Raw genomic sequence first — 21,950 nt, 5'->3', positions numbered from 1 at the left:
CATCGACGCGAGGACCGAGAAGTGGGAAGACATCGAAAATCCGAGCCGATCAGACCCGGCGGGCGCATGGCCGCGGTTTCCGTGGCGACGGGTGCAATCCTGGCGTCCGGCACTTCCATCGGGCACGCATCGCCGCTTCCAGTTGCAACGGAAGGTCCAGCGCTGGTGTCGGTGCCGGAGATACTCGACCTTGTTCGGACGACGGATCTTGCCGGGATAGCCGAACAACTCGGTAAAACGAGACAACTCGAAGCCGAACGGGCGGCGTTGGCGTACGAGGCAGAAAAGCCGCGGGTGATGGCCCCCGTCAGCGGGACGATGACGTCCAACTTCGGTCCACGCTGGGGAACAACCCATTACGGTCTCGACATCGCAAACTCGATCGGTACGCCCATCGTCTCGGCGACCGACGGTGTTGTGATCGAATCCGGTCCCGCCGCGGGATTCGGGCTCTGGGTCCGCATCCAGCAGGACGACGGGACCGTCGGCGTCTACGGGCACATCAACGAGGCGCTCGTGGTTGCCGGTCAGAAGGTGCGGGCGGGTGAACTGATCGCGACCGTCGGCAATCGTGGACAATCGACGGGACCGCACCTGCACTACGAGGTGTGGCAATCTGACGGGCAGAAGACTGATCCGCTCGCGTATCTGAATTCCCGGGGCGTGTCGTTCGGGGAGAAGGCCGCGAGCGGCTGAAGTTCTGTCACGACGCGATGGAGGAGCAATGCAGGGGCTGGGCGGACTCGAAGCCGAGGTCATGGATGTGCTCTGGCAGTCCGACGACGCGCTCTCGGTCAAGGATCTGGTCGAGATCTTGGGTGAGCGTCGACAACTCGCGTACACCACCATCCTGACCGTCGTGACTCATCTCTACGACAAGGGCTGGGTGAGTCGTGAGAAGAAGAGTCGCGCCTACTTCTATCGGCCGAGTCGCAGCCGTGAAGAGGCCACATCCAGGGCACTGCGCGAATTGTTGGACAGCAGTTCCGATTCCGCTGCCGTGCTGTTGCACTTCGCGAAGACAATGACGGACGCTGAGAACGAGGCCCTGCGCCGAGGACTTTCCGGGGAAGGTGCGCAATGACACTGGCCTTGCCGATGCTTCTCGGTGCGGTATTCGTCGGATTTTTGGTTCCGAGAGCGTTACGGGCCGTTTCCTCGACGTTGTCACCGACGGTGCTGCTCGCGGCGTGGCTCGGCAGTATGGCGTCGGCTCTGTATCTCGCTCTCTCCGCGGTCTTGGTTCTGGTGTGGCCGAGCCACGCGCCGGTCGAGGGGCTGGTCGACGGTATCGCTCGGTGTTTCAGCGCCTTCGCGCACGGCACGAGTTCATGGGTGGGTGAACTGATCACCGGTACAGCCGTTGGTGTGGTGGGTTTGATCGCTGTTCGGATCGTGCTGGCCGGCCGCAAACAGGCACGTGAGCACGCGAGAGTCCGAGATTTCCATCGTGATGTTCTCTCGATCGTCGCGCGCCGCGACAACTCGGAGTCCGACGTGTTGTGGTTGGATCATCCGCTGCCGATGGCCTACAGTGTCGCCGGAAATCCTGGATTTGTTGTTGCGACACAAGGCTTGTCATCCGCTCTTACCGGGGGCGAGCGTGACGCGGTCCTCGCGCACGAGCGTGCGCACCTGAGCGGCGGTCATCACCGAATCGTCGGTGCCTGTGAAGTCTTGGCCGCTGTTCTGCCGGGAGTGCCGTTGTTCGCGGCGGCACCTGCTGCCGTCGGCGCGATCGTGGAACTGTCGGCGGACCGGCACGCCGCTCGCGTCACCAGCCCGGCTGCAGTGCGTTCCGCCCTTGCCGCGGTGTCGAAATCGCCGCTTCCTCAGCCGGACTGGAGCTTGGGCGATCGCGGCGGCGCGACCGCAGTGCGATTGCGTTCCCTGGTCGACGGCGACGTGGCGTCGCCTCGGCGACTGACCTGCGCGGTTGCGGCGTGCGTGCCGGCGGCCGTAACGACGGCCGTTGCCGCAGCCGTGACGGTGGCCGTCTCCGCGGGTATCTGCGCTGTTCTGACCTGATCATTGCTCCAACGCTGAGTCGATCTGGGCTTTCAGATCTTCGTAGCTCGGCATCTGGGCCAGCTTCACGTCGTTGAGGAACAGCGTCGGGGTGCCCTGGACGCCAAGGCGTTTGCCCTCGTTGAAGTCGCGCTCGACCCGCTCGCGGACGCCGCGGCTGCTGAGGTCGGATTCGAATCGGGTCATGTCCAGGCCGAGATCTTGTGCGTAGGAGCGGAACAGTGCCTCCTGCGATTCGGCGGATTCACCCCACTGCGATTGCGTCTCGTACATCCGCCGATACATCTCGACGAACTTGCCCTGGCGAGATGCGGATTCGACGACCTGCGCCGCGAGAGTGCTGTTGGTGTGACTCGGAATCGGAAAGTATCTGATACCGAATGTGATTCGATCCTCGTACTCGGCTCTGATTCGCTCCATCGTCGGGTACAGCGCGAGGCAGGCCTCACATTCGAAGTCGAGGAACTCGACAAGATTCACTTTGTCGTCAGCGGCCGAGGTCAATCGGTACGCGTCGTCGGTCAGGACGGCGGTGGATTGTGCTGCCCGATCGGTGCTCTCGTTGTCCGCCCTGATCGGATCGACGGTGATGAACGTGATCAGTGCTACCGCGAACAACGCGATCAGGGCGGCGGATATCTTCATGCTTCTGGACACTGCTGTGTACCTTGACCTTCCGTCGATTACTTAAATACTATTCAACATAGTATTTAGGTGTAGAGTCGACGGTACCCGAAAGGATTCGAAGGAGGGTTCGCCCGTGAATCGGAGGTGAACGGTCTGGCGCCGCCGTCGATCGGACAGATGTTGACCTGGGACTTCTCGTCCCTGTCGCCTATTGTTCTGCTGGGAGCTGTTCTGGCGCTTTGGTATTGGTGGTCAATGCACCGTGTGCGTGCGCGGGGACGGCTATGGCCCTGGTATCGAACTGCGTGTTTTCTGGCCGGATGCTTGCTGTTGATCGCCGTGACCGGTTCGAAGGTCGAAAGTTACGGGAACGAACTCTTCAGTGTCTGGATGTTCCAGCATTTGACGCTCTCGATGGCGATCCCGCCGCTGTGGGTGCTGGGCTCGCCAGGACTGCTGCTACTGCGTTCGACGTCGCATCGAGGTCCCGGGAGAAATGTTCTGGCGCTTGCACTATTGGCATTGCGCAGCCGTCCGGCACGGTGGATGTTGCACCCCGGGTTCACGATCCCGGTCTTTCTGTTCAGCTACTACGGGATCTACCTGTCGCCGATCTTCGACGCCGTCTCGGGATTGCCGGCCGGACACGTCTTTCTCGAAATCTTCTTTCTCGCCAGCGGTCTGCTCTTCATCATGCCCGTGCTCGCCACCGGACCACTGCCGGTGCGGCAAAGCTATCTCGGCCGGTGTTTCGACCTTTTCGTGGAGATGCCGCTGCATGTGTTCATCGGAGTCGTCCTCATGATGGCGACAAAGCCGCTGCTGACCACGTTCGTGAATCCGCCTCCCGAGTGGGGCGTGGACGTGATGCAGGACCAGCAGTTGGCCGGTGCCCTTGCGTGGTCGTACGGTGAGCCCGTCGCGCTGGTGGTGGTCGTGATCTTCGCGATGCGCTGGAACCGGGACGACAAACGGATGAATGCCGCCCAGGACCGCCGCGCCGAGATCGACGGCGACAGTGATCTGGAGGCATACAACAACTTCCTCAGATCACTGAGCGCCGCCGAGCGGCCGGAGACTCGGTAGGCCGGTGGCCCTCAGACGCCGCCGCCGGCGGGTGTCGGCGCCATTGCGTCGGCAGCTGCCGGTGTGTTCATCTCGCGTGCGACAAACGTTTCGAGGTGGAAGAGGTTGTCGCCGGCACGGTCGACGATGGTGAGAAGTGTTGTCATGCTTGCAACTTCCTCGACCTGCTCCTTGAGGAACCACTGCATGAACTGCTCGCCCAGGTAGTCGCCGGTATCGCGCGCGGTGCGCGCCAACTGCGTGATCTGCTCGGTGACCGTCTTCTCCTGCTCGAGTGCCAATTCGACCGGAGCCCGGACACTGTCGAACTTCGTCACGACGTCGTCGACACCCGGTACGTCCACGTCGAGGTCGTTGTCGAGCAGGTACTGGATCATCATCATCGCGTGACCGCGTTCCTCGGTGGCCTGGCTGTAGAAGCGCGCGGCCATCTGCGGAAGATCGTGTGCATCGAAGTACACCGCTACCGCGATGTACTGCTGCGATGCAGTGAACTCGTTACGGATCTGCTGACGCAGCAGAGTGGTGAATTCGCTCGAGTTCTTCGCCTGTGTCATCCCAACAGATTACTGGGTCGGCGGCACGGACAGGGAGCTACTTGTTGTCGAGCTGATCGATGATGAAGTCGAGAGTTTCCGGCCGGTATCCGTAGACGAACGAGTCCTTTTCGCCGACGTACCAGTCGCCGCACTGGAAAGAACTGCCCTTCTCGACCCCCGTCGGCCACCACTGTGCGGACAGCGATGCCGGACGAGTTTCGACGGTGGGTCGTGCGATGCAGCTGTTGTGATCTATCTCTGTGATGTTCGCAGTCATTCGCAGGATGCGTTCGTTGCCGGTGGTGCGGATGACCTCGTCGATACCCGTCGCGCCGGCGGGAACCCAACTCGGCAGTGTGTCGATTCCGCTGGATGCTTGTGCAAAAGAGAAGGTTTCGGTTTTCTTGTATGCCTTCGACTCGTCGAACTTGTCGAAGGTGCCCGAGCAGGACGTGGCCAGTAAAGCCGCTCCGGCCGAGGCGGCGATGACGGCGGCAGTGCGGAATCGGCGGTGTGCTGTGTTCATACCTTCACGGTATTTTTCCGCCGGCCGTTCCGCGTCCTGCCGGAAAGCGATTTGTTCGCTCGGCCTGTCCTCCCGGGGTACTACCGAAACTCAGGGCGATCACCCCGTGGTGATCAGATCCTGCGGAATCTGCTGATCGTTGGCCAGGGCGTCGAAGAACTGCGAAGCGCGTGCTTTGTCCCACAACAACACGTTGCCCGACCCGTCCACGTCCTCGAAACCGGCGACCGGAACCGTCGTGGTGGTCATCCCGCCGCGAAGCGCCCAGGCGAGTGAGGCCAGATTCCAGATGTGATCGCCCTCGTCGACCTGCAAAGACTTGGCCGTATCGGAGACGAGCGGCCACAACCGGAACGGATTGAGGAACGTACTCGGACTCGTCGCCTTCGACAGCAACGCCGACATGAACTGGCGCTGGTTGTTCATGCGGTCGAGGTCTGCGAGCGCGGTTGCTCGGGTCCGCACGAACCCGAGTGCATCCGAACCCTTCAAGTCCTGGCATCCAGCGGGGAGGTTGATTCCGGCCAGCGGATCGTCGATCGCCTGCGTCAGGCATACATTGACGCCACCGACGGCGTCGACGATGCCGGCGAACCCGCTGAATCCGATCTCGGCATAGTGGTCGATGCGAAGTCCGGTTGCCTCCTCGACGGTCTGCACCAGCAAGGGGGCACCACCGAAAGCGAAGGCGGCGTTGATCTTGTCCGAGCCGTAGCCGGGAATCGGAACGTACGAATCGCGAGGGATGCTGACCATCGTCGTCTTCCCGCTCTTGGGAACGTGGACCAAGATGACCGTGTCAGTGCGCTTGGGGCCGGTGTCACCACCTGTCGCAAGCGCTTGCTCCTGCTCGGGTGTGAGTCCCTCACGACTGTCGGAGCCGACGATCAGCCAGTTCGTGCCCGGAGTATCGGCGACGCGTCCCGCGTAGTCGGGCAGCGCGTCGATTCGATTGAGCGAACTGTCGACGTAATAGACCGCGCCGGCCAGCGCGAGCAGCAAGACCAACAACGTGATGCCGATACGTTTACCCCAGCTACGACGCTTGCGTGGGCGTCGCTGCTTCGGGGGTTCAGGAGGGCGAGGCGGGGCGTTCGGCGGGGTTCGGCGCGGCGGCGCGGGTGCGTACTTCGCCTGGCGGTGCGGATCCTGACGCGGCGGCCCCTGCCTGCGGGGGTCATCCTGGAACGGCTGCGGGCGTTGGGTCGGCGCCCAGTCCTCACGCCTGGGTTGCTGCGGCGCTTCTGGTGGGACCTGTGACCAGGCCTGATTGGCCGGATTCTGCTGCGGTGGACGTCCGTCGCGGCGAATGACCGTCGGCCCTTCGGGCGGCATCGGTGGGCGCCGCTGCGGGGGTGGGCCCTGACGGGGTGGCATCGGCCCACGCGGGGGCGGCTGGCGCCGCGGAGGTGGCCCTGGCGGCTGGCGCCGCGGAGGGCGCTGAGGATATTCGGAGTCGCCGGTCACCAGTTCACGGTACCGGTCACGGCAGCCAGGAGACGTGATCGCGCAGGAGGGCGTAACCGATGAACGCCACCATGTCGATGAGCGCGTGGGCGATGATCAGCGGCCACAGCTTGCCGGTGCGCTGCCAGTATCGACCGAACACGAGCCCCATGATCACGTTTCCCACACCGCCGCCGAACCCTTGGTAGAGGTGATAACTACCGCGCAGGAGCGAGGACGCGAGCAGAGATTTGTTCTCGCTCCAGCCGAGTGTTCGGAGGCGAGTGATCAGGTAGGCGACGACCAGTACCTCTTCGGCGCCCGAGTTCGCGATCGCGGACAGTACGAGGATCGGCACCCGCCACCAGTGGTCGTCGAGCGCGCTGGCTTGGACGGTGAGGTTGATGCTCAGTGCCTGAGCGACGAGGTAGAACAAGAGTCCGGGGAGGCCGATCACAGCGGCGAGGCCGAATCCCGGAGCTATGTCGCGACCGAATCGAGGTTTGGGAGTCAGGCCCGCAGCACGTGGACCGATCCCCGAACGCCACAGTAGATAGAGTCCCAGCGCTGCCCACGCGAGAAGCTTTGCAACGCCGAGTAATTGGCGCGCCAGGTCGATCCAGTCGATGGCAGCGCGCGACGGGTTGAGTGCAACCGTCTGATCCGAGAGCGCAACCGGCGTCGCCAAGGATTCGGCGAGCGAAAGGATCCCGGACAATCCGCTGAGCCCGAAGGTGACCAGCAGAACGATAGTGATCTCGATCCGGATTCCGCGTCTGGCGGCGGGATCTAGTTCCGGGTCCGTTCGAACGGGAGACGGCGGCCGTAACCAGGTGCGGACGGTTTCGCGGGCATTCACCCGCGCAACGCTAGCCGTTTGCAGCGCCACCCGATCGGAGGCCGTTGAGGAAAGGGCACCCGACAAGCATTCGGATGGCACGGCTCAGCGCGGGAGCGTCGTCGACGGGGTTGGCGAACGGCATCCACACGTCGCGGTCACCGGTGTGATCCTCGACCCGCAGGCGCAGTCCGTAGCGGTCGATGCCGAGTGGGCGAACGCGTCCGGTGCGCATGTACGGGGGAAGCTTGCGCACGAGCAGGTCCACGAGATCGCGGTGGTCTTCGTCGAGATGCTGCAGCCACGCCGTCTCCATTTCCCAGAAGGGATCGGGGCTGGCGTTCAGCAGTTCGTCCACGGCGACGGGCTCTGCCCCCGTCGAGTCGGCGACAACGGCCGAGGCCAGGCTCAGGCGAAGGAGGACCGAGGTGTGGCCGATGTCGAGGAGCCCCGGGTGGGGATGTTCGGATGCGACGTCGTCGGCGAGAACGCGTGCCTCGTAGTCGGGCACGGCGTGCAACGAGCCGCGAAGCCACACGAGGGAGCGCACGGGCTCACGCAGCCGCAGTGGTGCGTGATCGGTGATCTCGAGGACGGCAGGCAGTCCGCCGCCGCCGGAGTTCCAGGCCAGGGCCGCAGCTGCGGAGGCATGTGGGACTGCAACGACGACGTCACCGTTCGAACGCAGGTGATGCACCGACGTGACGGTGGGATCGCTGCCTTCGATGGCGAGAACTGCGTCCTGTGCGCGCACACAGGCGCTGCGGACGCGTTCGGCGGTGGACGGGCCGGTGCTGGTCTTCGTTGCCATGCTGCCCCCTTGGCGGGTGTTCTCTCGAACTCCATCGGATGATGAGGTAACCCTAACCTAAGGCGCTTCGGTGTGAATCGCAAGACTTTTGCGCAACTCGCGTGGAATCCGCCGCCTGCGCCGGGGTTACGGTTTGTCTGTGGCCATTCCTCTTTCGCTCGGGCTGCCCGCCCCGAGAAACTCGCGCGGACTCCTCGAAGCACTCTTTCTCCCGGTCGTTCCGGCGTCGGCGCTGATCGGTGGCGAAGCAGCAGCCCGGGTTGTCGTCCGCCTCGATATCGATCCCGAAGAACTGCGCGCGGACACGGATGCGTCGTACGAGGCCGTCCGTTTCGACGTCGACGTCACCACCGACCAGATCGACGACGCGATCGCGCTACGTCTGCCCGCTCCGCTCGCGGTGTACGTCGACGGCGGCGAAGAGGATCTGACACCCGCCGAAGCGGCGCTGCGCCTGTGCGAAGGTGGACGGATCCCCGGACTCGCCGCCGGTCGCACGCCCACCGAAGTGGCTGATTTCCTGGCGGTACTCGCGCACGAGTCCGTCGGTTTCGTAGCCCGCGCAGCCGACGGCGACGAGGTGATCGCCCTACTGTGTGGCACCGTCGCTGCACTGCGCGGCGACGACGTGCGCGCCGCGATAGTCGATCCGAAGCCCGAAAAACTCGCCGCGCTGATCCCGGAAGCCGCATCCGCGATGCGCGAGGTGCTGCTCACGATCGAGGTTGCAGATCTGCCTGCGGTGGAAACGGCTCTGCGTGCCGCGGGTTTGCAGTGACCGGCGTGGGTCGATGCGTAATCTTTTAGGCGTGCCAAGAATCGCGTATTTCGGTCCGTCGGGAACCTTCACGGAGATAGCTCTCGCCCAGTTGGAGGCTGAGGGCGCGTTCGGCGAAACTGTCGAGCGAGTACCGGCCGGCAGTCCGCCGGCGACTCTCGACATGGTTCGCGACGGTTCCGTGGACGGGGCCGTAGTTCCCTTCGAGAACTCGGTGGAAGGCGGCGTAGCGCCGACGCTCGATTCACTCGCTCTCGGTTCGCCCCTGCAGATCGTCGCCGAAACCGATCTGGACGTGAGTTTCTCCATCCTGGTTCGGGCCGGGACGACCGCCGACCAGGTCCGCACGATCGGCGCGTACCCGCATGCGGGCGCACAGGTCCGCGGATGGATCGCCGAGAACCTGCCCCAGGCCGAGGTGGTGTTGGCCTCGTCCAACGCCGGTGCAGCGCTGGACGTGCAGGCCGGAACGGTCGACGCCGGTGTGTCCACGGCTTTGGCCGGTCAGATGCTCGGACTCGACAGCCTGGCGGACAACGTCGCCGATGTGGGCGGCGCCCGTACACGTTTCGTGCTGGTCACCAAGCCGGCTCCGGTTCCCGAACGGACCGGTGCCGATCGCACCGCGCTGGTGCTTCACCTCGACAACGCTCCAGGCTCCCTGGTGCGCGCACTCTCCGAATTCGCCGCTCGCGGTATCGATCTGACTCGGATCGAATCACGTCCGATGCGAACGGAATTGGGTACGTACCGGTTCTTCGTGGACTGCGTCGGACACGTCGAGGACTCGCTGGTGGCCGAGGCGATGCGTGCACTGCATCGCAAATCCGGAGTCCGCTTCCTGGGGTCGTGGGCGACAGCGAATTCGACCGGGCCACAACCTCCTTCGGACGAAGAAGCGATTCGGTGGATCGACCAGCTCAAGCATGGAGGGGGAGAACGATGACCGGAAGGCTCATCCTCGTTCGGCACGGTCAGACGGAGGCGAATGTCGCCAAACGTCTCGACACCGCTCTGCCCGGAGCAAAGCTCACGCCGGAAGGGTTGGCGCAGGCCGAGACGTTGGGCATCGGTCTGGCTTCGGCGCCTCCTCTGGCGCTCGTATCGTCCTTGGCTTTGCGTGCCCGGCAGACCGCAGGTTTTGTGGAGCAAGCCGCCGGCGTATCCCTGGATGTGCGGGACGGACTGCACGAGGTCCAGGCCGGTGACCTCGAGGATCGCACCGACGAGGCCGCGCACCGACTGTTCATGGAGACGTTCCATCACTGGCACACCGGCAACCTCGGCGCTCGCATTCCCGGCGGTGAAACGGGATACGACGTCCTGGAACGGTACGTCCCCGTCGTCAATGCGTTGCGCGAAGAATTTCTCGAAGGCTCACGAGACGGCGGCGACATCGTCGTGGTGAGTCATGGTGCTGCGATTCGTCTTGTCGCCGCCCAGCTTGCCGGTGTCCCCGGACTGTTCGCAGCCAACAACCACTTGGCCAACACCGAGACAGTCGAACTGTTGCCCTCAGCTGATGGCGGCTGGGAGTGCCTACGCTGGGGAGCCGTCAACCCGCCGTTCGAGCACCGACTCATTCCCGGTGCCGACGACGTGATGGGCTGACGGACTGCTTCACCACCAACCGGTCTGGACGCTCAGTTGGCGCCCCAGTTCAGCCGACAGTGTGCTCACGTAGCTGGCTGTCAGGTGGTGGGAATCGTGATACACCAACACATTTCCCTCTACGACGCGGCACAACTCCGGTCCGCACACACCGTCGCTGAGATCGAGTAGGCGGACGTTGGTCAGATCGGCAATTGCCGACGGCGCCGGATTGACGTCGCTGAGCATTTCGGACCGTGGCATCGCGCAGTGATCGGGTGACGTGGTTGTCGCCAGACAGTCGATCGCGCGGTAGGCGACGCCGTCGTGGTGCAGCCAGGGGGTATCGCGAATGGCGAGGACGTCGATACCGTCGCGCCCCAGTTCCTCCCATACGTGAACGTACGATTCGGGCGTCACGTCACCAGGGCCGTCGGAACTCGGCCTGGTTGCCGTCGTGAACACGAAATCGGGTGAGGCGTCGGCCAACTCGGTCAGCACTCCACGCGACCAGTCGACGCAATCCGGATAGTCGTTGTCCGACAACGTCTGCATGGAGTCGACGGTGAGCGGACAGCCCATCTTCAGATACGTGTCGACGCGGAACCCGTGACTCTTGCCGAGTTCGTCGAGCGCAGTGAGCCAGTGCTCGGAGTGCGAACCACCCGCGAGCGCGATGGTTCTGTCTGCATCGGCGTCGCCGTAGGTGCAGTGGACGACGTCCCGCTCGAGAAAATCGGCGATACAGCCGTCGAGCGTACTGGCCGGAAGGTCCAGTGGCGCATCGAAGATCGAGGGAACCATCGACGCCTTGGGTACTTCGGCACCGTCGGTGAGCGCGAGTGCGCCGGGATGGGTCGGGAGGTCGAGGGTGTCGACCGCCCGCTGGCCCGTCGTCTGGCTGCTCGCGTACGACTGCCAGGCGACTGAAGCGGCGAGGACCGCGGCAGCGGTGACGACGCATGCCAGGACGGTGTACCGGCGCGAGCGGCCTCCGCGCTCCACCGGAACCTCGACCAGGCGCCGGAGTGCAAGCGCCCCCGCGACGGAGAGGGCGATGATCAGTGCCCCGCCGAGCAGGCCGGCTTCGGGGCGTCCGGTGATCACGAGTGCAAACACCAGAATCGGCCAGTGAATCAGGTACAGCGCGAATGCGAACGAGCCGAGCCACGTCAGTGCCGGATGGGCGAGCGTCTTCGACGTCCAAGGTGTGTCGTCGCCGACTCCGGACAGTATCAACGCAAGAGTGGCCAGCACCGGTACCAGCGCCCACGGGCCGGGGAACTGCTGGGCGCCGTCGAGCACTATGCCGCACAACAGGATCGACGAAAGCCCCGCCCAGCCGATCGTCGCTCTGACCGAGAACGGCAGGGATGCGATCTGCCGACTGCGCGTGCTGGTCATCAGAACGGCCAGCAGACCACCGAGGGCCAATTCCCACAACCTGGCGCCGGAGTCGTAGTACGCCCAGGCTTGGTGACGCGAAGATTTGGCGAGTGCGTAGAGAAAAGATCCTGCGGTCAGAACCAGAAGGGTGACCGCGAGTGACGGGCGGAAATAGTTGGGATTCACGCGTGACGCCACATAAGCGATCACGGAGACGAGTGCGATGGCCAGGAGATAGAACTGACCTTGCACGGCCATCGACCACAGGTGCTGCAGGGGAGTGACCGAGCCGTCGGCGGCCAGATAGTCGCTTGCGGTGCTGGCGAGCTGCCAGTTCTGGAAGAACCCGAGCACCGCGATCAGTTGATCACCCAGATCGGCCCAGCGTGTGCGTGGCAGCAGCAACGCGGTCCCCAGTGCGGTCAAAATGCTGACCACCGCGATCAGGGGGAACAGCCGCAGAAACACCCGCCGCAGTGCCGGGACCGGGTTGAGTGAACCCCCGGCTTCGGCGCGTCGAACCAGTGAGCCGACGAAGAAGTATCCGGACAGAACCAGGAAGACGTCCACCCCGCCCGATACCCGTCCGAACCACACGTGGAATACGACCACCAAACCGATGGCGAGGCCACGCAGTCCGTTCAGGTCTTGTCGGTGCGGTGTTGTTGCCCGTTCTTCGTTCGGCCGGTCGATCGTGGCGACCGAGCCTTGTTCGCCCGGTGACGACGGTTGACGCGAGAACTGCATGCTGAAGTAAGGCTCCGGGCGTTGAAGGGACGCCCCGAGGTTACCCGGAAGTCTCCGGCGTCGATTCCTCGAGTTCGGTTACCAGCGCGTTCACGGCTTGTCGCAGGCGATGCGGTGTTCCGGAACTGATGGACGTCCACTCGGTGCCGTCGGCAGCCCGAGTAGTCGAACCCACGAGCCGGCCGGCCAAGGTGTCGTACACAGTCACTGCGCCGGTCATGTGCGTCGTCGCTCCCAAACTGTGTGGTATTCCAACCAATTCGGCGAAGGCGGTGCATGTGACGATTGCGTTACCCAGTTGGCGTGCGTCATCTTCGAGTATCCCGGCGTTGATCAAGGCCGAGCTCACGCTGTCTGCATCCGGGCCGGCGCCGAATGCCAGGCTGAGCATCTCGGTCGGTGCGTTGATCACGGCAATCGGCATTGCTTCGGCGCTGCCGAGCGCGGTGACAACGGGTGCAGCTGGTTCGGTGGTGACGCTGCACAATGCGAACGAAGAATCGGTTGAAGTTGCTTCGACACAAAGGAATTCGCCCTGTGCGACGCAGAGGCGTGAAATCCTTCCACCGACATGCCGACGCAGCGCCAACTCCCACTTGGGGTGGGTCAGGACGCGTAGGCGGGCGCTGAGTTCGTGATGGATCTCCCCGCCGGGGAGGAGATCGCGCTCGGAGAGTGAATCTGCCGCGGACTGCATCGCCATACGGTGAGCGCTCGCACTGGCGTGAACCGTCGCGCCACCGAGAACCACGGGAAGCGCATCGAGCCCGAGTCGCTCACGTACATAGTCCATTTCGTCCTGTGACAGGGCGACGACAGGCAAATTCCACCCATCAGGTGAGGTGCCGAGGTCCACCATCAACGCTCTGCAGTTTCGAGTGCGCCACCGATCACGGACGGGATGACTGTTCGGCCGTCGGCGAAGTGCTCGAAGTGCTTCAGGTAATCGGGTGTGTCGTGCTCGGTCTCGTCTTCAGATTGGGCCGCATGACGGCCGCCGGCGATCGGCGCAGATCCGCCCGCGGTTCGGGACGGATCCACTTTGACGGTATCCACGGTGCCCTGAACCGGCGAGGTCACGGGGTTCTGGCGCGCGGCGCTCTGGCCGGTGGAGGGATCTGGAAGAGCGTGCCGGCCGGTGCTGCTGCTCGACGACGAGCCCGCGAATGCTCCGGCTCCGGTGGTCGCGGAAGCTGCGCTGACCTGTGCCGTTGCCCGACTTGCCGACGGGGTGCCGAACAGTGATGGTGTGGAAGCGCCGAGTCTCGCGCCGCCGAGTCCTGCGCCACCGAGCCCTGCGCCGCCCAGTCCGGTGAGTCCTGCTCCGGCCGTCGCGAGAGTTGATGCGGCAGTGGTGGCGCCCGTGACGGCGGTGGTCGCGGCACTGACGGCGGCCGACGCTCCACCGGAGATGGCACCGGCCTGTGAGGCAGCGGCGGCAAATACCGGGTTGGAAGCTACGGATGCGACAGCAGCGGTTGCGGCGCGCACGGGATCCGCGATTACGTCAGCGAGCGTTGATGCCGCTTGCGCGACGGACTGTCGTGCGGCGTTGCCTGGGCTTTCGGCCGAAGCGGATGCCCCAGCTGTGGGTTCCGCGATGGACGGTGGTGATTCGAAGTTCTGCAGCACGGCCAGATGCGTCGTTGCGGCGTCGTACGTTTCCATCGTCACCGCCGCTCGAATTTTGAGAGCTTCTTCGGCAGCCTCGGCGGCAGCGGCACCGCCGACCAGGGCCCCGCCGATGGAGTATGCGGCGACCTTGGCCGCTTGAACTGCCGCGATCTCCGCCAGGGACGGCATGGCCAGGGTGGCAACGGTGTAGGAACCGGACTGCACTTGGGCTTTACCAGCGGTTTCTCCGGCGAGCAGCGCGGCCGAGGCAGCCCATTCCTGGAACGGTGCGAACTTGCTCAACGCGGCATCCGCGGCTTCTCCTGACCACCCGGTGCGAAGGTCCGCCATCACGCGAGAGATGGACGCAGCGGTGTCGGTCAGTCCGGACGACACGGTGGACCAGGCCCCGGCCGCCACACCGAGAGGGACCGGCCCGGCCCCGGCGACCAGTGCTGCAGAGTTGGGTGCTGCGCCCCGTGGATACCAGATGACGCCGGTGATGCCGACCATTGTTCTTCCCCCCAGGAAGTGTGACTGTGTTGCCGAGTTGCCGAGTTACCGAGTTCGATTTCTGTCGATCAGATCGGTGCGGCTGCCAGGCTGGACTTGGTGAGCTGGTCTTCGAGCTCGTAGGCAGCTGCATTCTTGCGCAGAGCTGCCGCAGCCGCGGTGAGCTCCTCGATTGCCCGATCGGTGGACGAGGCAAGGCTGCCCGAGATGGTGTTGAAGTAATTTGCCGCGCTACCGGACACTTCTTCGGATCCGGCTGGGAGAACGCGTAGCGTCGGCTGCGCAGTAGAGACGATTCCGCGCAATCGCGTCGCCGCAGACTCGAGTTCCATTGCGGCGGCAACTAGGGCTTGAGGGTCGACGTACATAGTGCCGAACTCCTTCCTGACCAGGGCGGATAAGTGGTCGGGAGGTCGTGCACACAGCCGTAGAAATCCCCCCGCACATAGTTTGATGCATGCCGGCCGCTTTTGGTTCCCCCGGAATCGGACGACTTTGCCCTCAGCCCCAGCCGAGTTCGTGCAATCTGTCTTCTTCGATACCGAAGTAGTGCGCGATCTCGTGGATGACGGTCACGGCAACCTCGTGAACAACCTCGTCCTCGGATGCACAGATGTCGAGTATCGAATCGCGGAAAATAGTGACCGTGTCCGGCAGGTACCCACCGTAATGAGAATCCCGCTCGGTCAGAGCGACGCCCTGATACAAACCGAGCAGCCCCGGTTCTTCCTCGTCACGTGCTTCGACAAGCACCACGACGTTGTCGATGGCCTTGGCAAGTTCGGGCGGAATCAGATCGAGCGCCTCGCCGACCAGTTCCTCGAACCGGTCGGGCGTCATAGTCACCGTCATGGCTTACGACGGCGGAGCTGCGCCGGGCAACGGCGTCGGCAGCGACCGACCTTCCGGTGCAGCGGGTGGCGGGACCGGAGCGGCGCCGTTGATCAGGATTTCGCCCTTGGCGCTTCCGGTGATCGCGGCAAACCCGCCGGTTTCGACCTCTTTGCCGATCGAACAATTGACTCGGCGGCTACCGGCCAACCAGCTTTCCAGTGAAATGTTGTCCCAGAACAGCGTCAGCGTCTTGTCGCGAAGCGCGTCTGCGGAACCAAGGTACTCGTTGGACGCCTGAGTGCAGACGCCCTCGAGGTAACGGTCCTGATCTTCGACCGACGGCATTGCGCCCGGGAATTGAGTGCCGAGGTCGATCACCGAAATAACCTCGTATGCATGCGGTTTCGCGCAATCGACCGGATCGGTCGGGAGGTTCTGGTTGATGCCGATGCACGTGCCGACGTCCCACACGTTCGACTGGTCCTGGTCCGCCACGCGGCCCACGAACGGTTGTAGTTCGCCGGTCGTGGTCGAGAACTGCAAGCCGCAACGCAGTGCGCGCTCGCCCGAAGCCCAACCCGATTCGCTCGGGAACATCAGGCCGACGCTGAACTTGCCCTTGGGATCGAACTTCGAATCGAGGTAGGACATGACGATGGGTGTGCAGTGCTCGTCGCGGAGTTCGGCGAATCGAAGGGCGCCCGGGTACCGGGAACCGGGGCCGAACTCGGCGCCGGGGAACACCGACAGGTCGAGTGGTCCGGCAACCTCGAAGCGGTGTTCAGTTCCGCACTGAACCTTTGACATGTCCGTGCGGTCCCCGCCCGACTCGGTCGCAGGCGTCCAGTTGAGGCAGTCGCCGGCCGCAGCCGCGGTGAAGGCGTCGTCGCGAGTAGATCCCGTCGCTGCCGGACCGCCACCACTGACACTGACCGAGGACGAGTCGTCCTTGTTCAATCCACCGGAAATCGCGATCGTTGCGATCGCGGCGACCACCGCACCTACCGCCACGGCAGCCAGGACCCGACGGGTGCGACTCGCTGAGACAGTTTTCTTCGCCGGCGTCCCCTGGGGATCTGCCGGATCTGGCGACTTCTCGATCTTGTCTTCGGACATCGATTCCATCATGCCTGTTGCCGTGGCGATATCGAACCTTCACTACAAAACTCACAAACGCGTCTGTGAGTATTTTGTAGTCATGAGCGAAAACACCCCACTCGATCCCGAGGCTGTCGAGCTGGCGGGCCGGCTCTTCGACATGGCACGAACCGGCGACGCGGCCGGGCTGGCGTCGTACGTCGATGCTGGAGTTCCCGTCAATCTGACCAACGAGAGTGGCGACACGCTCGTCATGTTGGCGGCGTATCACGGTCACGCTGACGCCGTCGTTGCCTTGATCGAGCGCGGCGCCGACGTCAACCGGCCCAACGACAAGAACCAGACACCCCTCGCCGGAGCCGTCTTCAAGGGCGAGGATGCGGTGGTGAAAGCGCTGGTGAGCGGGGGAGCCGACCCGAAAGGCGGACACCCGACGGCCGTCGACGCGGCTCGGATGTTCGGACGCGAGGACTACCTGAGTCTGCTCGAATCGTGATCTCCCCCTCTCCGACGTGGACGTGACCGTCGGCGAGCTGCGGTGAGTGGGTAAAGTTCGAAGTCGTGATTGACCTCAAGTTTCTCCGTGAGAACCCCGAAATCGTCCGCGAGTCGCAGCGCACCCGTGGAGAAGATCCAGGACTGGTCGACGCTCTGCTCGAAGCCGACGCGTCCCGACGCGCTGCCGTTCTGACCGGAGACAACCTCCGCGCAGAGCAGAAGGCCTTCGGCAAGAAGGTCGGACAGGCATCTCCGGAGGAGCGTCCCGCGCTGCTCGAGGGTTCCAAGGAACTGGCGGCCAAGGTCAAGGAAGCCGAGGCCGCGCAACACGAGGCGCAGGCCGCGCTCGACTCCGCACACCGCGCGATTTCCAACGTCGTACAAGAAGGTGCGCCGGCCGGCGGCGAGGACGATTACATCGTGCTCGAACACGTCGGTGAGATTCCGAAGTTCGACTTCGAGCCGAAGGATCACCTCGAGCTGGGCGAGTCGCTCGGCCTGATCGACATGGAACGCGGCGCCAAGGTTTCGGGTTCGCGCTTCTACTTCATGACCGGCTACGGAGCCATGCTCCAGCTCGGACTGCTGCAGTTGGCTGCGCAGAAGGCGATCGCCAACGGATTCACGATGATGATTCCGCCGGTGCTCGTACGCCCGGAAATCATGGCGGGTACCGGCTTCCTCGGTGCTCACTCGGACGAGATCTACCACTTGCAGGATGACGACCTGTACCTTGTCGGAACTTCCGAGGTACCCATGGCCGGCTACCACTCGGGCGAGATCCTCGAACTGAACGAAGGCCCGAAGCGCTACGCCGGTTGGTCGTCGTGCTTCCGCCGCGAGGCCGGAAGCTACGGCAAGGACACCCGCGGCATCATCCGTGTCCATCAGTTCGACAAGGTCGAGATGTTCACGTACTGCCGTCCCGAGGATGCCGACGCCGAACACCAGCGTCTCCTCGGCTGGGAGCGAGACATGTTGGCGGCCATCGACGTTCCGTACCGCGTGATCGACGTCGCCGGCGGAGATCTCGGTTCTTCGGCTGCGCGTAAGTTCGACTGCGAGGCATGGGTTCCGACGCAGGGCACCTACCGCGAGCTGACATCGACGTCCAACTGCACGACTTTCCAGGCCCGCCGCCTCGGAGTTCGGTACCGCGACGAGAACGGCAAGCCGCAGACGGCTGCCACTCTCAACGGCACCCTGGCAACGACGCGCTGGATCGTGTCGATTCTCGAGAACCATCAGCAGGCCGACGGCTCGGTGCGAGTGCCCGAGGCATTGGTGCCGTTTGTCGGCACGGATGTGCTTCGCTGACACGCTGAACCAACACCATCAGGGCCGCGACGGACTCCGTCGCGGCCCTGATTCGTACTTTCGTACTGGTAGGTTTGGAACTTTTTCTGAACTGGCGGAATATCAAATTTTTCCCGCCGATTGACGAGTTGACCGCCAAAAGCGTTGTCGATAGACCGCTTTGGCGTTAGTTTTGCGTTCAATCGGGCTTCCATACCCTGCTTTTCCATCCCCCGTCAGGTGATGTGAGGGTGAGTCCGGGGTGAATTGGACAAGTGTCTTGCCAAAAGTAGTACGCGTACTAGTTTTTTCGTTATGTTGTGACGGCGCGCACACGTTTTGTCCGAATCCACTGCTTATGTTTGCCCTTCCGAAGGAAGTGCCCATGCCCCAAATCTCTCAGTTGCGGCGATTCGCCGTGCCCATAACCGGAACCGCCATGGTCGCGGGGATGCTGCTGATCGGCACGCCCGCATCCGCCGCGATCTCGACCACCGGTTTCAAAACAGCGTGTGTCGCAGGCTCCATCATCGGAGACGTCCACAAGGTCACCGACAACCTCATCACGGTCGACGCACCCGCTTCTGTCCAACCCGGCGAGACTTTCACCTACCGAATTCAGCCGAGCGGAACGTCGTATCCGGACAAGGATTCCGGCGCGACGACTACGAACCTGTCACGTCTCAAGGTCGACTACGCAATCCCGGCCAACGCGACGTTCGTTTCCGCAGCCGTCGTCGCGGGCACCTCGGTCGGACTCGACAGCGTCGCACCGAACGTTCTCAGGGTCAACGACTCTGGCAACGTCGACGGTAGCGGCGGGATCCTTCGGCTGTCCGGAAACAACCAGGTGATCGGCAACAGTCCGACGACGAGTACCAACTCGGAGGGAGGTATTCGAGTACCGAAGTCCAAGAAGAACCTCGATGGCTCGACAAACGGCAACGGAGACACCTGGTTCCGGCTTCCCGCAGTCGACGTGACAATGGTCGCTGGTGCGACGGGAGTGATCCAACCGAAGGTGAGGACCGCGGGTACGGCCGGCAACCTCGGTGCCAGCGAAAACTTCAGCACTCAGCTCGCAAAGGCGAGTTTCCTTGGTACACAGTGGGCGCCGACCCGTTGCTCGCCCCGCGAGAACAAGGACACCACACCGCTCAATGCCGGCGCGGGTCCGCTTGCGACAATCAGCATTGCTTCGGCTCCGGTGGATGTGGAGACGACGACGTCGCTCTCGGTTCCGGCTACGGCGATCACGGGCAGCGCGGTTGATCTGACCGCGACCGTGGCTCCGAACAATGCTGTGGGTACGGTGCAGTTCAAGTCGAATGGCACGGCGATCGGTTCCCCGGTGGCAGTCTCCGCGGGTGTTGCGACGCTGTCGCATTCCTTCGATGCTGCTGGTGCACAAAGTGTTACCGCTGACTTCACCGCCGGTGCAGGGTTTGTCAGCTCCTCGGCGTCCGCTCAGACGGTGACCGTTTCGGATCCGGCTCCGGTCGATGTCGAGACCACGACGTCGCTCTCGGTTCCGGCGACGGCGATCACGGGTACTGCGGTTGATCTGACCGCAACGGTGGCTCCGAACAACGCTGTCGGTACGGTGCAGTTCAAGTCGAACGGCACGGCCATTGGTTCGCCGGTGGCAGTCTCCGCGGGTGTTGCGACGCTGTCGCATTCCTTCGATGCTGCTGGTGCACAAAGTGTTACCGCTGAATTCACTGCCGGTGCAGGGTTTGTCAGCTCCTCGGCGTCGGCTCAGACGGTGACCGTTTCGGATCCGGCTCCGGTCGATGTCGAGACCACGACGTCGCTGTCGGTTCCGGCGACGGCGATCACGGGTACTGCGGTTGATCTGACGGCAACGGTGGCTCCGAACAACGCTGTCGGTACGGTGCAGTTCAAGTCGAACGGCACGGCCATTGGTTCGCCGGTGACGGTCACGTCGGGTGTTGCGACGCTGTCGCATTCCTTCGATGCTGCTGGTGCACAAAGTGTTACCGCTGACTTCACTGCCGGTGCAGGGTTCGTCAGCTCGTCGGCGTCGGCTCAGACGGTGACCGTTTCGGATCCGGCTCCGGTCGATGTCGAGACCACGACGTCGCTGTCGGTTCCCGCTACGGCGATCACGGGTACTGCGGTTGATCTGACGGCAACCGTTGCTCCGAACAACGCTGTCGGTACGGTGCAGTTCAAGTCGAACGGTGCGGCGATCGGTTCCCCGGTCACGGTGTCCGGTGGGACTGCGACGCTCTCGCATTCCTTCGATGCTGCTGGCGCTCAGAGCGTTACGGCGGACTTCACCGCCGGTGCAGGGTTCGTCAGCTCCTCGGCGTCCGCTCAGACGGTGACGGTCTCTGATCCGGCTCCGGTCGATGTCGAGACCACGACGTCGCTCTCGGTTCCCGCGACGGCGATCACGGGTACGGCTGTTGATCTGACCGCGACGGTTGCTCCGAACAATGCTGTGGGTACGGTGCAGTTCAAGTCGAACGGTGCAGCGATCGGCACTCCGGTGGCAGTCTCCGCGGGTGTTGCGACATTGAGCCATTCGTTCGATGCTGCTGGCGCTCAGAGCGTTACGGCGGACTTCACTGCCGGTGCAGGGTTCGTCAGCTCGTCGGCATCGGCTCAGACGGTGACGGTCTCTGATCCGGCTCCGGTCGATGTCGAGACCACGACGTCGCTGTCGGTTCCCGCTACGGCGATCACGGGTACTGCGGTTGATCTGACGGCAACCGTTGCTCCGAACAACGCTGTCGGTACGGTGCAGTTCAAGTCGAATGGCACGGCGATCGGTTCCCCGGTGGCAGTCTCCGCGGGTGTTGCGACGCTGTCGCATTCGTTCGATGCTGCTGGTGCTCAGAGTGTTACGGCTGACTTCACCGCCGGTGCAGGGTTTGTCAGTTCGTCGGCGTCGGCTCAGACGGTGACGGTGTCCGATCCGGCTCCGGTCGACAAGGCGACGAAGACGGTTCTGAGCGTTCAGGGTGAAGCCAAGGTCGGACTGCCTGTTGATCTCTTCGCGACAGTGTCCGAAGATCCCTCGGACGCCCTGGTGCCGTCCGGCGGAACTGTTCAGTTCAAGATCGGTGGAGTCGATCAGGGTGCCCCGGTCGCGGTTGTTGACGGAGTTGCCAAGCTGCCGCACGTGTTCGGAGCAGAAGGCACCTTTGTAGTCTCGGCTGTATTCAGTGGCTCCGGCGTGTTCACGTCGTCCACCGCGGAATCCGTCGACGTCAATGTCACGGTTCCGACCCCGTCGGATGTCGAAAGCTCTACGTCGTTGACGGCTCCGTCTTCGGCAAAGGTCGGCACGTCGGTGCAGCTGAAGGCTGTGGTCAGTTCTTCCGGCGCGACGTCGGGAACCGTCCAGTTCTTCGATGGAACGACTCCGATCGGAACGGCCGTCGATGTTGTCGGTGGGCAGGCTGTGTTGAGCCACACCTTCACCACGACCGGCAACCATTCGATCACCGCGGTCTACAGCGGAGCCCAGGGCGTCACGGGTTCCACGTCGACTGCATCGGTTGTGGACGTCGGTAACGGGGGCGGTGACTTCGGTTCGCTCGGATCGTTGTCGCTGCCGTTCGGGTCCTGATTCTCCGATGATGTGATGCCCCTTGCGCCCGACGGGTGCAAGGGGCATCGCTCTTCGCGAATCGATGATTGGTCGTTAGCAGAACTATCGGCAA

22 protein-coding genes are annotated in these 21,950 nt (G+C 63.6%); 10 read left to right on the top strand and 12 right to left on the bottom strand.

The annotated features are described in order from the left end of the window. Positions 1 to 66 precede the first annotated feature (66 nt). From H351_RS02150 to H351_RS02140, 3 genes are read left to right on the top strand one after another with little or no spacing between them, the layout of a single operon-like run. Positions 67 to 696, top strand: a complete 630-nt coding sequence (locus tag H351_RS02150) for a M23 family metallopeptidase (RefSeq protein WP_020968091.1) — start codon at positions 67 to 69, stop codon at positions 694 to 696. Between the two features lie 28 nt (positions 697 to 724). Next, positions 725 to 1,084, top strand: a complete 360-nt coding sequence (locus H351_RS02145; RefSeq protein WP_019746375.1) for a BlaI/MecI/CopY family transcriptional regulator — start codon at positions 725 to 727, stop codon at positions 1,082 to 1,084. Then, on the top strand, positions 1,081 to 2,028 hold the full coding sequence (locus H351_RS02140; protein ID WP_029254184.1) for a M56 family metallopeptidase: 948 nt from the start codon (positions 1,081 to 1,083) through the stop codon (positions 2,026 to 2,028). The genes H351_RS02145 and H351_RS02140 overlap by 4 nt, the downstream gene beginning before the upstream one ends. Here the strand turns inward: H351_RS02140 and H351_RS02135 are convergent, their stop codons facing one another. Next, positions 2,029 to 2,673, bottom strand: a complete 645-nt coding sequence (locus H351_RS02135; protein ID WP_029254185.1) for a DsbA family protein — start codon at positions 2,671 to 2,673, stop codon at positions 2,029 to 2,031. Positions 2,674 to 2,799: 126 nt separating this feature from the next. Between H351_RS02135 and H351_RS02130 the strand changes: the two genes are divergently transcribed. Then, the gene (locus H351_RS02130; protein WP_029254186.1) at positions 2,800 to 3,741 is read left to right on the top strand and encodes a cytochrome c oxidase assembly protein; all 942 of its coding nucleotides are present in this window, start codon (positions 2,800 to 2,802) and stop codon (positions 3,739 to 3,741) included. 11 nt (positions 3,742 to 3,752) lie between these two features. Here H351_RS02130 and H351_RS02125 read toward each other — a convergent pair whose 3' ends face one another. The 5 genes from H351_RS02125 to H351_RS02105 all read right to left on the bottom strand — a co-directional run bounded on the left by H351_RS02125 (position 3,753) and on the right by H351_RS02105 (position 7,901). Next, on the bottom strand, positions 3,753 to 4,298 hold the full coding sequence (locus H351_RS02125) for a ferritin (RefSeq protein WP_020905744.1): 546 nt from the start codon (positions 4,296 to 4,298) through the stop codon (positions 3,753 to 3,755). A 37-nt stretch (positions 4,299 to 4,335) separates the two neighbouring features. After that, positions 4,336 to 4,806 carry a hypothetical protein gene (locus H351_RS02120; RefSeq protein ID WP_029254187.1) on the bottom strand — a complete coding sequence of 157 codons (471 nt, stop codon included), beginning with the start codon at positions 4,804 to 4,806 and terminating at the stop codon, positions 4,336 to 4,338. Between the two features lie 99 nt (positions 4,807 to 4,905). After that, positions 4,906 to 6,141 carry an LCP family protein gene (locus H351_RS02115; RefSeq protein WP_198586386.1) on the bottom strand — a complete coding sequence of 412 codons (1,236 nt, stop codon included), beginning with the start codon at positions 6,139 to 6,141 and terminating at the stop codon, positions 4,906 to 4,908. Between the two features lie 148 nt (positions 6,142 to 6,289). After that, positions 6,290 to 7,111: a CPBP family intramembrane glutamic endopeptidase gene (locus H351_RS02110; RefSeq protein ID WP_020905746.1), complete on the bottom strand. Its 822-nt coding sequence runs from the start codon at positions 7,109 to 7,111 to the stop codon at positions 6,290 to 6,292. A gap of 10 nt (positions 7,112 to 7,121) precedes the next feature. After that, positions 7,122 to 7,901, bottom strand: coding sequence for a DUF2470 domain-containing protein (locus tag H351_RS02105; protein ID WP_019746383.1), 780 nt, complete (start codon positions 7,899 to 7,901; stop codon positions 7,122 to 7,124). A gap of 139 nt (positions 7,902 to 8,040) precedes the next feature. Here H351_RS02105 and H351_RS02100 point away from each other — a divergent pair, with 139 nt between their 5' ends. The 3 genes from H351_RS02100 to H351_RS02090 are packed head-to-tail and all read left to right on the top strand — an operon-like array spanning position 8,041 to position 10,290. Next, positions 8,041 to 8,679: a hypothetical protein gene (locus H351_RS02100; RefSeq protein WP_029254188.1), complete on the top strand. Its 639-nt coding sequence runs from the start codon at positions 8,041 to 8,043 to the stop codon at positions 8,677 to 8,679. 13 nt (positions 8,680 to 8,692) lie between these two features. Continuing rightward, positions 8,693 to 9,625: a prephenate dehydratase gene (gene pheA, locus H351_RS02095; RefSeq protein ID WP_029254189.1), complete on the top strand. Its 933-nt coding sequence runs from the start codon at positions 8,693 to 8,695 to the stop codon at positions 9,623 to 9,625. After that, positions 9,622 to 10,290 (top strand): histidine phosphatase family protein, encoded by a 669-nt coding sequence (locus tag H351_RS02090; protein ID WP_019746386.1) that lies wholly within the window; start codon positions 9,622 to 9,624, stop codon positions 10,288 to 10,290. The genes pheA and H351_RS02090 overlap by 4 nt, the downstream gene beginning before the upstream one ends. Positions 10,291 to 10,299: 9 nt before the next feature. Here H351_RS02090 and H351_RS02085 read toward each other — a convergent pair whose 3' ends face one another. The 6 genes from H351_RS02085 to H351_RS02060 all read right to left on the bottom strand — a co-directional run bounded on the left by H351_RS02085 (position 10,300) and on the right by H351_RS02060 (position 16,491). Then, on the bottom strand, positions 10,300 to 12,402 hold the full coding sequence (locus tag H351_RS02085) for an acyltransferase family protein (RefSeq protein WP_029254190.1): 2,103 nt from the start codon (positions 12,400 to 12,402) through the stop codon (positions 10,300 to 10,302). A 40-nt stretch (positions 12,403 to 12,442) separates the two neighbouring features. Next, entirely contained in the window at positions 12,443 to 13,195 is a 753-nt protein-coding gene (locus tag H351_RS02080) for an ESX secretion-associated protein EspG (protein WP_244891421.1), read from the bottom strand. Positions 13,196 to 13,260: 65 nt separating this feature from the next. Then, positions 13,261 to 14,529, bottom strand: coding sequence for a PPE domain-containing protein (locus tag H351_RS02075; protein WP_029254192.1), 1,269 nt, complete (start codon positions 14,527 to 14,529; stop codon positions 13,261 to 13,263). A 68-nt stretch (positions 14,530 to 14,597) separates the two neighbouring features. Beyond that, entirely contained in the window at positions 14,598 to 14,897 is a 300-nt protein-coding gene (locus H351_RS02070) for a PE family protein (RefSeq protein WP_029254193.1), read from the bottom strand. A 133-nt stretch (positions 14,898 to 15,030) separates the two neighbouring features. Then, positions 15,031 to 15,381: a metallopeptidase family protein gene (locus H351_RS02065; protein ID WP_007736028.1), complete on the bottom strand. Its 351-nt coding sequence runs from the start codon at positions 15,379 to 15,381 to the stop codon at positions 15,031 to 15,033. A 3-nt stretch (positions 15,382 to 15,384) separates the two neighbouring features. After that, positions 15,385 to 16,491 carry a septum formation family protein gene (locus H351_RS02060; RefSeq protein WP_019746391.1) on the bottom strand — a complete coding sequence of 369 codons (1,107 nt, stop codon included), beginning with the start codon at positions 16,489 to 16,491 and terminating at the stop codon, positions 15,385 to 15,387. A gap of 70 nt (positions 16,492 to 16,561) precedes the next feature. Between H351_RS02060 and H351_RS02055 the strand changes: the two genes are divergently transcribed. The 3 genes from H351_RS02055 to H351_RS02045 all read left to right on the top strand — a co-directional run bounded on the left by H351_RS02055 (position 16,562) and on the right by H351_RS02045 (position 21,856). Continuing rightward, positions 16,562 to 16,957 (top strand): ankyrin repeat domain-containing protein, encoded by a 396-nt coding sequence (locus H351_RS02055; protein ID WP_003945404.1) that lies wholly within the window; start codon positions 16,562 to 16,564, stop codon positions 16,955 to 16,957. Between the two features lie 65 nt (positions 16,958 to 17,022). Then, complete coding sequence (gene serS / locus H351_RS02050) at positions 17,023 to 18,276, top strand: serine--tRNA ligase (protein WP_003945400.1); 1,254 nt, start codon at positions 17,023 to 17,025, stop codon at positions 18,274 to 18,276. A 364-nt stretch (positions 18,277 to 18,640) separates the two neighbouring features. Then, on the top strand, positions 18,641 to 21,856 hold the full coding sequence (locus H351_RS02045; protein ID WP_059016391.1) for a beta strand repeat-containing protein: 3,216 nt from the start codon (positions 18,641 to 18,643) through the stop codon (positions 21,854 to 21,856). Positions 21,857 to 21,950 lie beyond the last annotated feature (94 nt).

The sequence above is a fragment of the Rhodococcus erythropolis R138 genome, assembly GCF_000696675.2.
Taxonomy (GTDB): domain Bacteria; phylum Actinomycetota; class Actinomycetes; order Mycobacteriales; family Mycobacteriaceae; genus Rhodococcus_F; species Rhodococcus_F erythropolis.
The sequence above is the reverse complement of the archived record's forward strand: the minus strand, read 5'-3'. Positions and strand labels throughout refer to the sequence as shown.